This is a genomic window from Flavitalea antarctica, from assembly GCF_054461535.1.
Map to the genome: position 1 here is coordinate 1 of NZ_JBTLQG010000028.1, position 18,135 is coordinate 18,135.

Annotated in this window: 12 protein-coding genes; 5 read left to right on the plus strand and 7 right to left on the minus strand. The window is 45.9% G+C overall.

Annotated features, from left to right (window positions below; all coding sequences use genetic code 11):
* Positions 1–1,007, plus strand: a 1,007-nt coding sequence (locus tag ACX0G7_RS20140) for an outer membrane beta-barrel family protein (RefSeq protein ID WP_458925324.1), incomplete at its 5' end; no start/stop codon positions are given.
* A 25-nt stretch (positions 1,008–1,032) separates the two neighbouring features.
* Here the strand turns inward: ACX0G7_RS20140 and ACX0G7_RS20145 are convergent.
* The 6 genes from ACX0G7_RS20145 to ACX0G7_RS20170 all read right to left on the minus strand — a co-directional run bounded on the left by ACX0G7_RS20145 (position 1,033) and on the right by ACX0G7_RS20170 (position 6,941).
* On the minus strand, positions 1,033–2,133 hold the full coding sequence (locus tag ACX0G7_RS20145; protein WP_458925325.1) for a DNA alkylation repair protein: 1,101 nt from the start codon (positions 2,131–2,133) through the stop codon (positions 1,033–1,035).
* Between the two features lie 11 nt (positions 2,134–2,144).
* Positions 2,145–2,642 carry a DinB family protein gene (locus tag ACX0G7_RS20150; protein ID WP_458925326.1) on the minus strand — a complete coding sequence of 166 codons (498 nt, stop codon included), beginning with the start codon at positions 2,640–2,642 and terminating at the stop codon, positions 2,145–2,147.
* A gap of 77 nt (positions 2,643–2,719) precedes the next feature.
* Positions 2,720–3,001 (minus strand): hypothetical protein, encoded by a 282-nt coding sequence (locus ACX0G7_RS20155; protein ID WP_458925327.1) that lies wholly within the window; start codon positions 2,999–3,001, stop codon positions 2,720–2,722.
* Between the two features lie 75 nt (positions 3,002–3,076).
* Complete coding sequence (locus ACX0G7_RS20160; protein ID WP_458925328.1) at positions 3,077–4,075, minus strand: Hint domain-containing protein; 999 nt, start codon at positions 4,073–4,075, stop codon at positions 3,077–3,079.
* Positions 4,076–4,178: 103 nt separating this feature from the next.
* Positions 4,179–5,342 (minus strand): pyridoxal phosphate-dependent aminotransferase, encoded by a 1,164-nt coding sequence (locus tag ACX0G7_RS20165; protein ID WP_458925329.1) that lies wholly within the window; start codon positions 5,340–5,342, stop codon positions 4,179–4,181.
* 27 nt (positions 5,343–5,369) lie between these two features.
* Positions 5,370–6,941 (minus strand): flavin monoamine oxidase family protein, encoded by a 1,572-nt coding sequence (locus ACX0G7_RS20170; protein WP_458925330.1) that lies wholly within the window; start codon positions 6,939–6,941, stop codon positions 5,370–5,372.
* Positions 6,942–7,160: 219 nt separating this feature from the next.
* On the opposite strand from ACX0G7_RS20170, the gene ACX0G7_RS20175 reads away from it, so the two are divergent.
* The 4 genes from ACX0G7_RS20175 (at position 7,161) to ACX0G7_RS20190 (ending at position 17,036) form a co-directional block, all read left to right on the plus strand.
* A complete protein-coding gene (locus ACX0G7_RS20175) occupies positions 7,161–10,214 on the plus strand; it encodes a PVC-type heme-binding CxxCH protein (protein WP_458925331.1) in 3,054 nt (1,017 codons plus the stop codon).
* 269 nt (positions 10,215–10,483) lie between these two features.
* Positions 10,484–13,507, plus strand: coding sequence for a SusC/RagA family TonB-linked outer membrane protein (locus tag ACX0G7_RS20180; protein WP_458925332.1), 3,024 nt, complete (start codon positions 10,484–10,486; stop codon positions 13,505–13,507).
* 11 nt (positions 13,508–13,518) lie between these two features.
* Positions 13,519–15,210 (plus strand): RagB/SusD family nutrient uptake outer membrane protein, encoded by a 1,692-nt coding sequence (locus ACX0G7_RS20185; protein ID WP_458925333.1) that lies wholly within the window; start codon positions 13,519–13,521, stop codon positions 15,208–15,210.
* A 275-nt stretch (positions 15,211–15,485) separates the two neighbouring features.
* Positions 15,486–17,036: a serine hydrolase domain-containing protein gene (locus ACX0G7_RS20190; RefSeq protein WP_458925334.1), complete on the plus strand. Its 1,551-nt coding sequence runs from the start codon at positions 15,486–15,488 to the stop codon at positions 17,034–17,036.
* A gap of 10 nt (positions 17,037–17,046) precedes the next feature.
* Here the strand turns inward: ACX0G7_RS20190 and ACX0G7_RS20195 are convergent, their stop codons facing one another.
* Complete coding sequence (locus tag ACX0G7_RS20195; protein ID WP_458925335.1) at positions 17,047–18,060, minus strand: methyltransferase; 1,014 nt, start codon at positions 18,058–18,060, stop codon at positions 17,047–17,049.
* Positions 18,061–18,135: the final 75 nt, after the last annotated feature.

Consider the following 18,135-nt stretch of genomic DNA (forward strand, 5'->3'; position numbering starts at 1 on the left):
CTTCCGGTGGTTTTGATCCTTTGCCGGGCCTTGATAATATTTTTCTGTACGAGGAAAATATTCACGCTGCTTATGCCATTGCTTCCAATAAAAGTAATCGCTTCTCATACCAGGCGGGGCTGCGGGCAGAATGGACAGATGTAAAAACAGTTCTCAAAGAAACCAACCAGGAGAACCCCAGGTCATATGTGAACCTTTTTCCCAGTGCACATCTTACGCTCGAACTACCAAAGGAGAATGCACTCCAGTTGAGTTATAGCCGCAGGGTGAGGCGTCCGTTTTACAATGATCTCAGTCCCTTCATGACATTTTCTGACAGCCGCAATTTCTCCAGTGGGAACCCTGACCTTGATCCCGAATTCACAGACGTATTCGAGATCGGCCATATCAAATATTTTGATAAAGGCTCGATGACTTCGTCCCTTTATTTCCGTGATACCAAGGGAAAGATTGAAAGGATCAGAACCGTTGACAGCCTTGGAAATTCAATCACCTTGCCACAAAACCTGGTTGGCGAAAAGGCGATGGGTGTTGAATTCACTACGAATTACTCACCTTTTAAGTGGTGGAAGCTCGACTTCAATGCCAACTTTTTTTATGCGAATATTGACGGAAGCAATATTGTAAAATCATATGAGACGAATACTTATAGCTGGTTTGTGAGACAAACTTCGAGGTTCACTTTTCCAAAGGCGCTTGACATACAACTGAGGGCCAACTATGAAGCGCCACAGAAAACGGCCCAGGGCAGAAGGAAGGCATTGTATTATTTTGATTTTTCCGTAAGTAAAGATGTCTTCAAAGGAAATGGCACGCTGAACCTGAGCTTGCTGGACATGTTTAATACCCGTAAGGCAAGGAACATAACGGAAGGATCAAACTTCTATTCTGAGAGTACGTTCCAGGGAAGGAGACGCCAGCTGAACCTTACCCTTAATTACAGGATCAAACAATCCAAACCACCGGCAAAGGCTACAAAGGCCGGGGTATCCGCAGAAGAAAATTAAACAGACAAGTCAGGCTCCCGTTCAACTATACCACATTGAAATACTTCGTCTGAAGTTCTTTTCCGTTGACAACTATGCTTACGCCATGTTTGCCGGCATAATGTTTTCGCGTTGTAAGATCTGTGAAGTCAATGCGTCTTTTGAAGTTGTAAGTAGTGCCTGGCTCAAATGTATTTTCTGTTATTTTAAAAAGTTTTCTGGTACTGTTGCCGCCTGATTTCACATAATAAACGCCGAGCTCGACACGGAACAATTGTTTAACCCTCGCTTTGTTGCTTAACGAAAATTGAAGTTCGAGTGTTTTGCCAAGCGGTACGGATTTGCCTGACAGGGTAAATTTACCGATCTCACAATCATGGCTACCCGATAATCCAAATTGCTGATAGATACCAGGATCGGCTTTTCGCAACAAGGTCCGCGCACCGTGCCTGAGTATCCAATCTGTATTTTTTGATTTGCCTTTCCATTTTCTGACCATCTGCAGAACGATACCCGGATGATCTTTCGCGATATCGTTTATATTATTCGCAACACTTTTCCGGACAAATTCTGATGAGTCATCTATGAGGTTCTCGAGAATCGGAATTATCGGAGATGGGTCTTTTTTAAAGGAAGGGATAGCTTTGCCCCAGGGAAGCCTGGGCCTGCAACCTTCGCTGGAAAACCTCCTCACATTTTCATTGGAGCTTTTGCTCCATTTCAGCATTCTCTTCATCACAGCGTCCGGGTTCGCGAGCAGGAAGGGCCGAACCGCAAATTCACAACTGATATATGCAGTTATTACTTCCATCGCATCAAGGGAAGTTTTCATGTCATCAAGACCATTTACTTCAACGAAATCCGGGAGGATCAGCCAGGGAAATGAATTTTGCCTCGCCGGTTCCTGCTGGAGGCGATTTATCATGGCAATAATAATAGCCACCTGTTGACGATAACTTCCCGGAAGAAACAGACCAAGCGTTGTACTGATATGCCGGATGCGTTGCTTCAATGCTAATTGCTGCCATTCGGCGGTATGAATGGCAGCAAGAAATTCCTTTTTTTTAAATCCTGGCAAAACAGACGTCACAATGCTGATCATCGAACTAAAAAAATGATCATTATAGATATTCCTGAGAGGTTCCATCAAGTATGCATTTAGAAATTCATCTCGTCTGCACTCGGTCCGTAGCTACCTGGGATCGGCACATCCAGCAGGCGCAAATCTACACCCAACTGTGCCCGGTGGTGGATGGTCTGGGAGAGTGCTATCCTGATCAGTCCATACCTGTTCGTGTTCACATGGATCTGATCGCCGGTTCTGAGTACCCATGGCTCTTCGAATTTGGCCGGATCCGCATTTTTCAGGGCGGTCCTGGCGATGTCAAGGTTCTTTTCAAGATAGGCAAGAAGGTCTTCCGGGGAGTTTAACGAAGGTGGATTATATTCCGCCTTCGCAAAGTCGAGTTCATCTGTGGTCATGGCCATCTCTATCCAAAGAGGCAAATCTGCGATATGGGTTGAAAGGGTTTTGATATCCATGCTCTTGACATGGGGCTTCCAGTCGAATTTGTCATCTGGAACCCTTGATAACATCTTTCGGGTTGTTATGGCTTCCTGTTCGAATTCCTGGGTTAAAGTTTCTAAGACTGTCATGGCTTTGAATTTTTGTGTCTGACGAAGTTAAAAGCCGGGACTGTCAACCCTATGTCAGCATCTTTTTTGCACAAAAATCAATTGATAAAAAGCCATAAACCGGTAAGCACAATGCCCATTCCGATCACGCCTCCGATCACGGATGCCACTGCATCCATGAAGTCGTAAACACCGATCCCGGTTATTTTAGAGAATAGCTCAAATCCGTAACTGATTGTGATAACGCCCGCGAGCGCGAACAAAACTGCGTATATCAACGGTGGGTCATACAGCCAGCGGGCCAGCATCTGGAGAACAATGCCCATCGGAATTCCTGCGTAAAAGTGTCGCCATTTGTCAGCCCCAATGCCTTTCTTCAAATTCAGTATTTTATTCTATGATCATTAGTCGTGAAATACTGAAGATGTTACATCAGGCTTATCCCGCACATAAACTTATTTCTGCAGGACCATCACGTCATTCAGCACAGCTGTGGTACCGCGACTAAGTTCCATATTATATACTTTCTGTACACCACCAGCTTTTTCGGTTTTATTTATCACTTTATAATCTGCATATTCTTTGGTGAAGTTATCTGAACAAATGATGCTTTCGCCGACTTCTATTTCACCTATTTTCTTCTTAATGTTCTGACTTGTCAGCATGGGGTGATTGGGAGTAGCCTTTATCACTTTTGCGCGAAGGATTACGTTGACCGACTCATTTGTAACAGACTCTGTTGCATTCACAACAAGCAGTGTGGTTATTGCATAATTTTTTGCTTCATGCGAAACAAGTTTGCTGACCCCGGCCACCACGGATTCTTTTGTGAACGGATCAATGGTAATAACCTTGTCGCCTGGCCTGATCTCGCTGAGCGGCCTTGACGTTCCATCAGCCATTGCTACCACCTGCGTTCCGGGAAAACAAATATCCGTTCCATAGGTCCCGGACTCTTCCTTCATATCCTTCCCGTTATTCATTGATTTGTACAACTGGAAACTCATTTCCTTCGAAAGGATATAAGACAACTTTAAAACGAAGTTTTTTTCAATCTTATCAATGGCATGTATGTCTTCAAAATATTTTTCCCAGACTTTTGGATTAGCAGTAAAATTTGGCTGAACGGCTACATATTGTTTTCCATTCTCATTGGTATAGAATATCTGGGTGCCCAGTTCCTGCATACCATTTTTCGCAATCAGTTTGTAAAGATCAACTCTCTTCTTTAAGCCGTCGTCGCCCGTAATGAAATATGGCTTTCGCATTTCGTAACGGTCAAGCACATAGTCTGTTCCAAACTTAACATACGTGTCATTATCAAGATCCTTTACCACGTATGACTTGGCCTTTTCATATTCATCCATTGTCAATGGCCTCGGAACCACATCCTGTGCAACAGCGATAGCCGTTGCGACAAACATCAAACCTGCAACTATGATCGTCTTTTTCACAAACTTAAATTTGGGTAAAAAAAGTGATTAGCTAATATTGAAGCAACACAGCAACATTTTTTACAATGCAACCGGGTTTGGGTGAAATATTCGTTCACATCGTTTACGAAATCTGTTTAAATGCTTCTGCGAAAGCCTTCATTTCATCCATGGTTCCGATACTTACCCGGCACCAGTTTTTATCATTGAACTTCCAGTAGCGTATACTTACACCTCTTTTCATCATCTCCTCACTAAACCTCTTTCCATCCATCTTGATGGGAAACATTACAAAATTCGCAGAAGAAGGGATATACTCATAACCTTCTGCTTTCAGAACAGTATAAAGAAATTCTTTACTTGCCAATGTTTTTTCGAGGGCGGACTTCAGATACTCTTTGTCCTCATATGCGGCCAGCGCTGCCTGAACAGATAAATGTGAAAGAGAGGCTTCACTTTGATAAAGTTCAAGTTTATCGAGAATGGCTTTTGGAGCGATCGCATATCCGATTCGTAGTCCGGCAAAGCCATATAATTTTGAGAATGTCCTGGCTACGATAATATTGTTTCCTGCTTTAACGAGATCAATTACGGTTGCCGCCTGCGGATCGGGCAGGTAATCTATATAGGCCTCATCAACAAACACCGGGACCTTCCTGGAGACACGTTCGCAGAACGATCTCAGGGCGGAGGTTTCGAGGGTTGTTCCTGTGGGATTATTAGGATTGCAGATGCAAACCAGTTTCGTATCGCTGTTGATCGCTTTTTCCATAGCATCCAGGTCCAGCTTGTAATCCGCAGTCAATGGAACTTTGACCCATTTCGTATTGAAGTTGGTCGCACGTTCGGGAAGGTCAGCATAACTGGGATCGCCTGTTACGATATTCCCGCCCTCCCGGCTATAATAAATTGCCGTTGCATGCAAAATGGGCGATGAACCGGCACCCAGCAACACCATGTCATTATCGACTTTTTCCTTGATGGCAATTTTCTGGGAAAGCTGCCTGTTTCCCATAAAACTATATTGGTAACTCGCGGCCATAGCACCGGTGATGGCCATCTTTGCTTTATCTGAAGGGCCGAAAGGATTTTCGTTTGCAGACAAGCGGGCTTTCAGCACCGGGACGTCTGCCAGGAGCTCAGCGTCAGAGATAAACGGTTCATGTGGTGGCGTATTCTCACGGGGTGAAGCTTCGAGTCCGGTCCAGGCAGATGGTAAAATTGCGAGACCCCCAGTCAGCAGTGTGCTTGCTTTCAGCCAGTTCCTGCGATTCATCGGTGCAGCCATATTTGTTGGTTTAAGTTTTTAATATTATCAAAACGTTGCCGGATATGTTTCATGTTTACCGGTCACCCGTGAATGAAGATCCATTGTTACCTTTCTGGCTGATTCAAATGCTCCCGCCATCCATGAATTCAGGTAAGTGACATGTTCACCGGCAAAATATGTATTGCCATCTGGTTTATTCAAAGCCTTGTAACTGCTCTGCCTGGATTCTCCATTGTACAGTGACCATCCACCCTGGCTGTATTTCGTTTTTTCCCAACTCACTGAAAAAGAACTCTCGAATTCGGCATCATATTGCGGATGAATTTTTCTTCCTTTTTCCAGTGCAAGCTTTTCCCTTGCTTCAAAGCTAAGATTTCCTATCCTTTTGGCTTTGTCATTGAAGTTGTAGTATCCGATCAGTATTCCCTTTTTCCCGAGATAATCATAGGAAGGATAAAATATCTGGGTGAGCTCATTGTTTGTATGCGTAATGCCCCCGTAGATGTGTTCGTCTTCCTCCCAGAACCTTCTCTTAAACTGCAGGCCGATCTTGCCGGTATTTATATATGGAACGAAGTCAATGGCACGACTTGTTTCTGACTTGAAATTATGCGATATATTGCTGAGCACTGGTAGCGGTATCGTACAAACGCAGTAATCTGCTTCGATCATTTTTTCTGCTCCTGCCTGTTTGTATTGCACCTTCACCCCGTTAAGAGTATTGTTGATTGCACTAACCTCTGCCCCGGTCTGAATGTTCCCTTTGACTTTCCTGGTTATTGCTTCAGCAATTTTATCCATTCCGCCTACAGCCTGGAACATCGTCATCTGTAATTCATAGGTATACTCAGCTACGTTATAAAAATCTGCACCCATCAATCCGGACGATACTATTTCCGCCAGCTTATGTGGCTCGGCCAGTTTGCCGGGACGGTCCCCGGCTCCCGGGCTTTCGATAAATCCCCGTCTCTCGGAAGCACGATATAATTTGTCGATATTTAGTCCTCCTTCGGCGCGGATATATTCAAGTACCTTTTCGCAGTCCTCTTTTGTCAGCGATTCGTCCAGCTTTTGCTGATCAACCGCCTTGGCGAGTAACTCGTTCAGGTGCCCTCTTACATCGTTGTGGATCTCGCGTACCCTTATTTTTTTATTTGATAATGGCCCTTTCCCCTCGCTGTAATAATAGGTTGATTCGTTAACGTTGTTGTATACCTGTATGGGCACATTGAATTCCCTGCAATAATGTAGTGTCAACTCGTGATGATGGGGTATGCGCGACGGGCCGGCATTAAAATACACGCCATCATCGAAGGATGCCTTTTGTTCACGTGCTTGCGACTCAAACCCCCTGGATCCTTTTCTTATGCTCCAGCAACGGCCACCTGTTCTCTCTCTTGCTTCGAGTATAGTGCACCTGTAGCCCAGTTTCTGCAATTCATAAGCAAGCGTGAGACCAGTGAGGCCGGCACCCAGGATCAGAACATGTTTTCCCGCGGCGTCCCCCTCTGGATGGAAGCTGTGAGCCTTTGCAGGAACCATCATGCCCATAGCGTTCATTGCGGGCAGGATCAGACCACCCGTTGCAGCCAGAAATGTTCTTCTTGAAATTGACATTAAAACAAACTCTTATGTGACTCCTGAACAACTAAGTTAATGAATTATCAGGCTAATTTTCCACTTTACATCGCATTGATTATTTTCTAATACGATCCGTCACAGGTTCTTAACTGAATAGTTTGACTGTTTACTTCTACGCTGCTATAATTTCTGTTTGCCCATTCAGCTGCTTTCTTTAGTTTAGGAGATAATTGCATGCGCTGTAAACGTAAACATATGAAACAAAAACTGATTGTGCTATCTGCAATCCTTCCATTTTTCTTTTTTTCGTGCAAAGACAATGACTCCTGGGCAAAGGAATCTGTATCATCCGACACCCTCACGGCAGCGCAACATCGACTCCCTGCAAATGCGTTAAAGGGCCTGGTAACATCCGAGGGCCTGGAGACAAATGTGATGGCAACGGAACCATTTTTTCGCAATCCTACTAATATTGATGTGGATGATCTTGGTAGGGTCTGGGTAACTGAAGCCTATAACTATCGTCCAAATATCAACGGTAATCCAACCAATGCCCTAGGCGACAGGATAATGATCCTTGTCGATAACAATGGGGATGGAAAAACGGATACTGCGAAGGTTTTTTACCAGGGCCCCGAGTTAAATGCTCCCCTGGGGATCTGCGTTCTTGGAAACAGGGTTATCGTGTCACAAAGTCCTTATGTGTGGTCGTTCTATGATGATAACGGCGACGATAAAGCCGACCGTAAAGAAATTTTGTTCCAGGGAATAGGCGGCGAACAACATGATCATGGTGTACATGCGTTTACTTTCGGTCCTGATGGAAAGCTTTATTTCAATTTCGGGAACGAAGGCAAAACGCTTAAAGATAAAGCCGGCAAGCCGGTAAGGGACCAGGACGGTGAGATCATCGGACCGGATAAGTATCGCCAGGGAATGGTCTTCCGCTGTAACCCGGATGGATCCCAGGTAGAAGTACTGGGTCACAACTTCAGAAACCCTTTTGAAGTAGCAGTAGACAGCTATGGTAGTCTCTGGCAGAGTGATAATGATGATGATGGAAACCGTGGGGTCAGGATCAATTATATCATGCGGTACGGTAATTATGGTTTCACGGACGAACTCACCGGAGCGGGCTGGTCGGCCAGCCGGACCAACATGGAGGATTCAATACCTTTTAAACACTGGCATCTTAATGATCCCGGCGCAACACCGAACCTGTTGCAAACAGGCGCGGGTTCTCCTACCGGAATGGTCATTTATGAAGGCAATGCTTTGCCTGATCGTTTTCTGAACCGTATGATACATAGTGATGCAGGCCCGAATGTGGTCCGATCCTATGACCTAACAAAAAAAGGTGCAGGGTACACTGCTACCATCAATAATTTACTGAAGGGCGAGAAGGATCAGTGGTTCAGACCAGCAGATGTTTGTGTGGCGCCTGACGGATCCCTGATTGTTGCCGATTGGTATGATCCCGGGGTTGGTGGGCATGCGGCGGGCGACCAGACCAGGGGAAGGATATACCGGGTTTCTAAGCCGGGTGCTGCCTACAAGATTACCAAACCTGATTACAGCACTCCGGAGTCTGCAGAAGCTGCGCTGCAGAGTCCTAATCTCGCCACCCGGTATAAAGCGAGGGTGGCTCTCGAAAAAATGGGTACTGCCGCCATCCCTGTTCTTGAAAAAAGGTGGGTGTCAGATGACGCCACTACCGCAAAAGCCCGGGCTTTCTGGACTTTGCTTGTCATCAACAAAGGCGGTTCCGATAAATACCTTGCCGAAGCACTGAAATCCCGCAGTCCGGAGTTACGTATCATGGGTATAAGAGCTGCGATGGGTCGTCCTGATTTTGTGGACCTGGTAAGGCACCTGGTCGCTGATACTGATCCGCAGGTAAGACGTGAACTTGCCATCTCCCTTCATCATCTGAAAGCAGCTGGCACCAGTGACCTTTGGGTCCAGCTCGCTCTCCAACATGATGGCGCAGATCGTTGGTATCTTGAAGCACTGGGCACCGGCGCAGACCGCCAGTGGGATAAATTTCTCGCTGACTATCTTTCTAAAGTTAAGGATCCGGTTAGTTCGCCCGCTGCGCGTGATATCATCTGGCGGGCAAGAACGAGCATCGCTATTCCTTACCTGGCAACATTGGCCGGAGATGCTTCACAGCCATTGAAAACCCGTCTTCGTTATTTCCGTGCCTTTGATTTCAATTCAGGTCCGGAAAAAGCGAAAAGCCTGCTAGGACTGCTGGAGAAAACCGGTTCACAAGACACCGCTTTGAAAAAACTTGTATTGAATCACCTGGATGAAGCGGCGGTCAAAAATTCGGCATTGGCACAGCGGGAGTTAAAACAACTGTTGCAATCGATGGCAGCAAATCCCGGCGACGAGTATATACAACTGATCAGGAGGTACAATGTAAAAACAGAGAATGAAAACCTCGTGAGGCTTGCTATGGATAAGGCTGATCGTTCTTTGGGTAGAAACGCCGCAGGTCTTCTGTTTAAACTGAACGGTGAGCCGATGATCTGGAAAATAATCAATGGATCCGATACCGCGGCCCAGAGACAGTTATTAGGAGCAATAGGATCAGTAGGTACCACCGAGTCGGTTGACTTCCTGCAACAACTCGCTTTCACTAAAAAATATGGTGAATATATTAACCAACAGGCGGCATTGCGGATCGGCAATAGCGGCACGGGAGAGGACAGGGTCCTTCAGCTCTTAAGGAAGAAACAGGTACCCGCTCCGTTGTTACCACTCGTGGTCAAAAGTGTATCCCGGGCCTGGCGCGGAGCGGTACGTGAAGAAGCCGCGTCGTATCTGCCTGATACCGGTACCGCAAACTCAGCCCCGCCACCGACTATGGCTGAAATGGCGAGCCTTAAAGTGGATAGGAATGCCGGTGCTGAGGTTTACAAAACCTATTGTGCAACCTGCCATGTTGCCGGTAACAGCGGATTTGAATTTGGTCCGGCTCTTACTGAAATAGGATCGAAGTTACCACGTGAAGCCCTGCTCGAGGCAATTATTCATCCCTCTGCCGGTATTGGTTTCGGGTACGAAGGATGGACGATTAAAATGAAAGATGGTTCTGCGAATGCCGGTATAGTTAAAAGTAAAACAGAAACAGATATTGAGATGGTAATGCCGGGGGGAAACAAAGTGAATATCAAGACAAGTGATATCGATGCGATGGAGCAATTAAAAAAATCAATGATGCCGGAAGGATTATACCAAAGTTTTTCTAAACAGGATATGGCCAACCTCCTTGATTACCTGGCAACGATGAAGAAGAAATAATTGGGGTAGAATCAGTAGTTTTATATTGCTAAAGCTGACCTTCGCTTAACCCTTAACTTCCAGATTGTGCAAAGCGCTGCAAACAATAACATCAGCCCGCCGCTGCCCTGCAGCCGGCAACCCCTCTATATTGTTATCTACTCACTGACCGAAGGTCCTTCATGACCGTATTATTAAATTGTGATGGTTCATCACCAACCGGTTTGAATTACACCATCCATATACTTTTGTCACCTTTTTTATCAGCATCGAGAACTAAAACTTAACAAATGAGAAAATGCTTTTTATCAAAAAGCGGTTTGAACCTATTGGTTGCAGCAACGATGGGCGCTGGGCTGTTTTTCCTGCCTGAAGTGGGATATGCTGAAAGCCCGGCGGACAAAAAGTTCGCAACGATGGAAAAGACCGTCACAGGGACCATCCGCGATTCAAGTAACGCTTCCCCTCTGGTTGGCGCTACGGTCAGTGTGAAGGGTGGGAACCAAAGCGTTACCACTGATTCCAAAGGCGCCTTCTCCATAACAGTCCCGGATGATAATACCATACTGGAAATAAGCTTCGTTGGATATAATTCAATTGAAGTTTTTGTCGGAGCCCGGACAACACTGGATCTAACCTTATCTCCCAATGCATCGGACCTTGCGCAGGTAGTGGTTGTGGGATATGGTACTCAAAATAAGAAGGACATTACGGGAGCAGTAAAGTCCGTGAAGGCTGAAGCATTTAACCGTGGTATCATCAACTCACCGCAGGAACTATTGCAGGGAAAAGTGGCAGGGGTAAATATTACATCTGCCAGTGGCGAACCGGGAGCGGTTCAGAATATTACTGTAAGAGGTCCGGGCGGCGTCAGAACCGGATCCACGCCGCTTTTCGTTGTTGATGGGTTGCCACTCGACAATTCGAGCACCGGTGGCGGTGATCCTTTGAACTTTATCAATCCACAGGATATTGAATCAATGGATGTATTGAAGGACGCATCGGCAACCGCAATTTATGGATCCCGCGGAGCAAACGGGGTTATTATCATCACTACAAAAAAAGGTAAAGCAGGAAGTTCAACGCTGGGTTTCTCCACCAACGTTGGTTTTTCAAAAATCGCCAGGGCCCTCCCCGTGTTTTCCGCTTCACAATTCAGGGTCGAAGTTCCCAAGCTTGGTGGGGCACTGGATGACAGGGGAGGAAATACAGACTGGCAGGACGAGGTAACACGGACAGCCACAACCACCAATAACAATCTTACGCTGAGCGGTGGAGCCAACAAGCTGACCTATTTCGCTTCTTTCGGCGCCCAGCAGCAGCAGGGAATCATCAAGACAAATGACATGTCGAGGTACTCCGGCAGGTTTAATGCCAGTCAGAAATTTCTTGAGGATGACCGGTTGACCATCGACGTCAACCTGGCTGTTGCCCAGACCAAAAACGAACGCCCTCCCTACCAGACGATCGTAGGTGATGCACTTGGCAACAACCCGACTTATCCTGCTTACGGGCCGGATGGCAAACCTGCGGTTTATCAACTTATCAACAATCCTCTTTTGAACTTTGAGCTTGATAAAGACATTACCACTATCACAAGAATACTCGGTTCAATTTCACCTTCGGTCCGGATCATAAAAGGATTGGTCTATCGTCTGAATTTTGGTATCGACTATTCAACCTCTCACCGTGATGTAGAGGCTCTGCCTTTTGCTCAGCCACAAAGGCTTGGTCGCCTGGAAAGTTATGAGACCTGGAACCGTAACCGGTTAATTGAAAACTACCTGACATATAATTTCAAAAAAGACAACCACGATTTCAGCGTTCTTGGTGGTCATTCATATCAAAAAGTGTTTGTGCAGGGCCGCGTTTCAAGTATCAATACCTTCCCTATCGGTGGTGTTGAGCCGATCTACAATCCTGGCGTAGGACAGGAACTAACGCTGGCCAATAACCGCCCAACCGGTACAGCTGTAATAAATGAACTTCAGTCATTTTTTGGAAGGGTAACCTACCAATACAATAATAAGTATCTGTTAACTGCGAATTTCAGGGCTGATGGTTCATCGAAGTTCGGGTCAAATAACAAATATGGTTATTTCCCGTCTTTCTCACTTGGGTGGAAAATCTCTGAAGAGACCTTTATGCAGAACACCGGTTTCTCAAACCTGAAACTGCGTGCAGGCTGGGGCCTCACCGGTAACCAGGAGATCCCTTCAAAGATCACCCAAGGGCTATATACTTCGGTTATTTCAGGAACCACAAGTTATCCATTGTATAACTCCGGCGCTTATCCCGGCGGTATCACGTTCACAAGGCTGCCAAATCCTGACATACAATGGGAAGTGTCGACCCAGACTAATATAGGCCTTGATTTCGGGCTCCTGAACGGAGAACTGAATGGTTCGATCGATGTTTTCAGAAAAGTATCAAGCAACATCCTGCTTGAAGTTATTCCTGCAGATCCGATTCAGCCGGCAAGTACTTACTGGACAAACGTAGAAGATATGGAGATCACCAACAATGGCCTGGAGATTGATCTTGAGTATCGCCATAAAACAGGTATGGGACTTACGTATGGAGTTGGTGGAAATATCACTTTTCTTGATAACATCGTAGAAAACTCCCCTTATTCTGTTATTCCTTCAGGCTCTGCATCCGGATCAGGTTTAACTTCTGCTACGGTAAACGGTTATATCAACGGACAGCCGATAGGCACATTCTATCTGCAACAGTGGACCGGTTTCAATGCTAACGGTATCAGTACCTACCAGGATACTGATAAGGATGGAATTGTTACTGATAAGGACCGGGTTGCCGCGGGCACCGCTCTTCCAAAAGTATTGTACAGTTTCTTTGGAAACCTGTCTTATAAAGGTTTTGACCTGAACGCGAACTTCAACGGGGTCTCAGGAAACAAGGTTTATGACAATACTGCGAATTCTATCTTTTACAAGCTGAAGCTGTCAAAAAATACAAACACAACGCCGGCAGCAATTGAATATCCGAATGAATCAGTAAATAATCCGGCACCTGTAAGTACAAGATACCTGAAAGACGGTGCCTGGTTCAGGTTGAATAGCCTGGCCCTTGGATACTCATTTAATACCACCGGTCTCGGCATTGGCAACTGGGTTAAGGCGCTGCGCTTATCTGTAACCGGCCAGAATCTTTTCGTGGTAACGAAGTATGATGGTTATGATCCCGAAGTTAACACTGACAGAACGATCAACGGGGTATCATCATATGGTATTGATTATTTAAGTTATCCAAAAGCCAGGTCAGTGATCTTTGGATTAAATGTTACATTTTAAAAACCCGCTACATGAAAAAGAAAATATTAAGTCTGATGCTCCTGGGTTCATGCATCACGATGATCAACAGTTGTACTAAATTGACTGAGACTGTACTTGATGAATCCTCGGTGGCGGGCCTTACCGATAAGCAGATTGCGGAAGGAATTATCGCACCGGTCTACGCCTTACTGCCAAGTACTTTTCAGCACACCACTTATTTTACATTGCAGGAGATTTCCACGGATGAAGCGATCCTCCCGTATCGCGGTGGTACTGACTGGGGTGATAATGGTATCTACCTCTCGATGCACAGGCATGAAACCACGAGCACTGACCCGAATGTCAGAAGCACCTGGAACTTTATAGTACAGGGAATCTCGCGCGCCTTGACAGCGATTGTCGAGCTGCCGAAAAGCAAGGATCCAAACGCCCCTGTGTTCCTGGCAGAGGCAAGAGCGATGAGAGCCTACTACTCTCTGCTGACACTTGATCTTTTTGGAATAGTTTTCGTTAAAGAAGATCCTGTCGGCATTTCTGAAGTTGTCCGCGGCCAGGAAGCAATTGACTATATCAAAAGCGAATTACTCGCTGCAGAACCATTGCTTGATAACGCCTCAGGACCGGGCAGGATAACAAAAGCCGGCGCATGGGGCCTGCTCGCAAGGCTGCATCTGAATGCTGCGGTTTACCGTGACCGTTATGCCTCCACTTTTGCCTTTCAGAAGGAGGACATGGACAAGGTTGTCGAATACTGTGATAAGATAATTTCTTCCGGCCAATATGCGCTCGCAGCAGAATATTTTTCACTGTTCAATGATAATAACCATACCAATAAGGAACTTATTTTCGCCGTTGATCAACGCGCGGACCTGAACGGACATAACCGGATGGCTTATTTTTCTCTTTCGGGTGACCAGTTCCCTTTACCGGCCTACACAGGTGCGAATGGTACTGACGGCCCTGGTATTACACCGACATTCTACCAGACCTGGGTTGCTGCGAATGCACCACTTGACCCGGCAAAAGCGGATCCCCGTTTTTATAAAGAAAATCTTTCTATTTACTCGAATGCAAAGGACACCTGCGTTCCGGCAGCTAACTTTCATATCAACCGGGGTATTTTGAGGGGCCAGCAATATGGATTACTGAGAAGGAATGGTGTATTTCTGAGATGCGCTGATGGTAGCATGAAGGTGGGTCCCTTATTTAACGACACCCGCAACCGCCCCACATTACCGGTCAACTTTACAGAGAATATAGATTTTTCAGTCGCCGGAAGTGATTACAACACCGGATACCGGGTTGAAAAATATGAATTCAGTCGTGGATCCGTAAGCGGAAGAAACTTTGGGGAGCATGATATTGTAATTCTCCGTCTTGCTGATGTTTACCTGATGCGTGCAGAGGCAAAATTAAGAAGAGGTGACGCTGCTGCAACTGCTCTTGCTGATGTCAACATCATACGCGCGGCCAGAACAGCTTCTACGCCAGCAAAACCACTTACTGCCATCGACCTGGACCTGGTGTATCGTGAAAGAGGTTTCGAATTGTATTGGGAATGTCAACGCAGAACGGATATGATACGTTTTGGTAAATACGAAGGAACATGGACTGAGAAGACAAACACTGATAAAAATAAAAGAGTGTTCCCGATACCGCAAACGGCCATTGATGGAGCTTCGAATATTCCAGGTTACCTCGTGCAGAACCAGGGTTATTAACCGGTGCCTGGTTCGCCAGGGATATTAAACTGTGGGCGTTCACAGAACCAAGGTAAATTTATTTCCTTGCTATTGTAGGGGTTCACGGAACTAAGATAAATTTTGTTAACTTCCTGTATTATAAGGGGGTGATTGTTCGAAGCCCGAACTATCACCCCTTTTTTGATGACCAGATACAATCTGTAAATGGAACCTTGCATTGCGCCAACCATTCACGATTCAAACTGGTTAATACAATCGTTCCTATTGCTCAAAACTGGTATCAAAGACTTGTCATGAAAAAGATCATCTATCTCCTGCTGTTTGTACAGCCATCATTGTTTTCCCAGGTCGTATTGCCACGCAGCACGCCGGAAGCGCAAGGCGTTTCATCTGCAGCAATAACCTCATTCCTGGAGGCTGTTTCGAAATCCCGGAATGAACTGCATGGATTTGTTTTTGTCCGGCATGGTAAAATCATCGCAGATGGATGGTCGAAACCCTATGCTGACTCGCTCAAACATACCATGTACTCCACCAGTAAGAGCTTCACTTCGACCGCTATCGGTTTTGCAGTCAGCGAAAGAAAACTAACGGTAAATGATAAGGTCATATCTTTTTTTCCTGATGACTTACCTGGCAATACAGGGCCTTTTCTTAAAAGTCTTACCGTAAAGCATTTGTTGACAATGACTGTCGGTCATCCAACCGATCCGACAGGGGCGATCATACCTAAATCCGGTTGGGTTAAAACATTTCTTGCAACGCCGATCGCCGACACCCCGGGAACAAAATTCCTGTATAACTCGATGGCTACTTTTATGCTTTCTGCCATCATCCAGAAAGTAACGGGTGAAAAAGTAATAGATTACCTGGAACCAAGATTGTTTAAGCCATTGGGCATTACGAATAAAGATTGGGAAACAAATCCTGAAGGAATAAATGTTGGAGGTTGGGGTCTGCGGATACGAACAATGGATATGGCCAAGCTTGGACAACTATATCTGCAGAAAGGGAAATGGAACGGCAAACAGATATTACCCGCCAGCTGGGTAGAAGAAGCGAGCACCGCGCATATTATCCAGGACCGTTCAGCAACGCAGGAACAAAGAAATAATAGCGATTGGTTGCAGGGCTATGGTTACCAGTTCTGGCGCAGCCGCCACAACAGCTTCCGGGCTGATGGGGCGTTTGGTCAATACATTCTTGTGTTCCCCGGGTTAGATGCTGTTATTGCGATAACCAGTGAAACGCCCGATATGCAGGACGAATTGAATCTTGTGTGGAAGCATCTTTATCCGGCCATGGGTCCGAAACCACTTCCTGCGGATGCTTCTGCGGTGTCAAAAATGAAAAAAACTGTTGCCAATCTCAGGATAAACCCATTCAGGGCTGCCGCAGATTCAGCCGCATCTCCGCAGAGCATTGATGCAATTGCAAACCGGACGATAAAGCTGAAGAAAAATGAGAATGATTTCAATGGCCTTACATTTAACGTAACAAAGGATATCATCAAGGTCCAGGTACAAACCTCCGGGGGTGTTCACCCTGTTGTTTTCGGGCAAAACGAATGGATTCCCGGAACTACCGCACTTAAAGGGCCCGGGTTAACAACAAGGGCAGCAAACAGTATGCAAGGGTTACCACCACTTAAAGTGACCGGTAGATTTAAATGGATCAATGCCACAACGCTTGAACTTGTACTGCAATACATCGAAAGTCCGCACAGGGAGATCTGGACATGTTATTTCGATCCTAACAATTTCAGGATGGAGATCAGGAACAGCATTGCTATAATGAAAGAAGATAAAATTGATGAAACACTGGTGGAAGCGGTAGGTTTATAAGACGAAGATCCTATTTACAAACCCCTTCCATGATGCTGAACGGCGACATAGTTGGCACGATCCGGGTCAATTCAAAGCCTGCTTTGTCAAATAACATTCTGTATTCGACTTCGGTTCGTTCACAACCTGGCAGGTATAACAGCATCTGCAGATCAATAAATTTTCCTATAGAAGGTTCATTGCCTTCGGGTATGATCATTTCTACAACAAGCACTTTACCGCCGGCTGTCATCGAGTCCCTGCAATTTTTAAGGATAGCAATGCATTGCTCATCATCCCAGTCGTGAATGATGTGCTTCAAAATGTAAGCGTCACCTTTTGCAGCAACAGCCGTGAAAAAATCTCCGCCCATTCTTTCACACCGATCTGCTACACCATACGAATCAACCAGGTCTTTTGCCTGCTCTACGATAGCTGGCATGTCGAACAGTATTCCATACAGGTTCGGGTATTTTTGTAGAATGGAAGCAAGTAAAAGTCCGTACCCTCCGCCCACGTCGACCAGGGTCTTGATACCTGAAAAATCATAGGCACCTAAAACGGCGGCACTACTGAAAGCGCTGTTGCTGGTCATGGCGTCGTTAAATGTTTTTCCCGCTTTATCATGCGACCAGAAATAATCGAATGACGACATGCCATGCACTTCATTAAATGCCGGCTTTCCCGTTTCAATGCTGTAAGGCAACCGGGCCCAGGTTTGAAATTGCCAGTCAGTATTTATCATGGTAGCAAATGCCCTCAGACTTCCCTGCGTTTCACTCACCAATGGTTCAGCTAAGGGGGTGAGGCTAAAGCGTTTCTCTTCATCTTCACTAAATACACCTACGCTTGCACATGCACGCAGCAAACGGTACAATGACCGCGGATGCATACCGGTTTGTTTCCCTAAATCCTCTGCTGTTTTAGACTCGTTTTTCACAAGGTCAGCGATACCGAGTTCTGCAGCAAAACCAATGGCTCTTGAAGCAGCAAAGCCGAAAAGCATTTGCATCAGTTGAACGGGTGGCGGGGGTTGTTGTATCATAATTTGCAGATGGAAACGCCATTTAATGAGGTGCTCCGTCCCTGAAGGTAAGGTATTCAGAAGCATACGGATAGT

Excerpts from the sequence above, each read along its gene's own strand:
- ACX0G7_RS20145 (WP_458925325.1), bottom strand. The coding sequence starts at position 2,133 with ATGGAACCTCTCAGGAATATCTATAATGATCATTTTTTTAGTTCGATG.
- ACX0G7_RS20150 (WP_458925326.1), bottom strand. The coding sequence starts at position 2,642 with ATGACAGTCTTAGAAACTTTAACCCAGGAATTCGAACAGGAAGCCATA.
- ACX0G7_RS20165 (WP_458925329.1), bottom strand. The coding sequence starts at position 5,342 with ATGGCTGCACCGATGAATCGCAGGAACTGGCTGAAAGCAAGCACACTG.
- ACX0G7_RS20170 (WP_458925330.1), bottom strand. The coding sequence starts at position 6,941 with ATGTCAATTTCAAGAAGAACATTTCTGGCTGCAACGGGTGGTCTGATC.
- ACX0G7_RS20175 (WP_458925331.1), top strand. The coding sequence starts at position 7,161 with ATGAAACAAAAACTGATTGTGCTATCTGCAATCCTTCCATTTTTCTTT.
- ACX0G7_RS20180 (WP_458925332.1), top strand. The coding sequence starts at position 10,484 with ATGAGAAAATGCTTTTTATCAAAAAGCGGTTTGAACCTATTGGTTGCA.
- ACX0G7_RS20185 (WP_458925333.1), top strand. The coding sequence starts at position 13,519 with ATGAAAAAGAAAATATTAAGTCTGATGCTCCTGGGTTCATGCATCACG.
- ACX0G7_RS20190 (WP_458925334.1), top strand. The coding sequence starts at position 15,486 with ATGAAAAAGATCATCTATCTCCTGCTGTTTGTACAGCCATCATTGTTT.
- ACX0G7_RS20195 (WP_458925335.1), bottom strand. The coding sequence starts at position 18,060 with ATGATACAACAACCCCCGCCACCCGTTCAACTGATGCAAATGCTTTTC.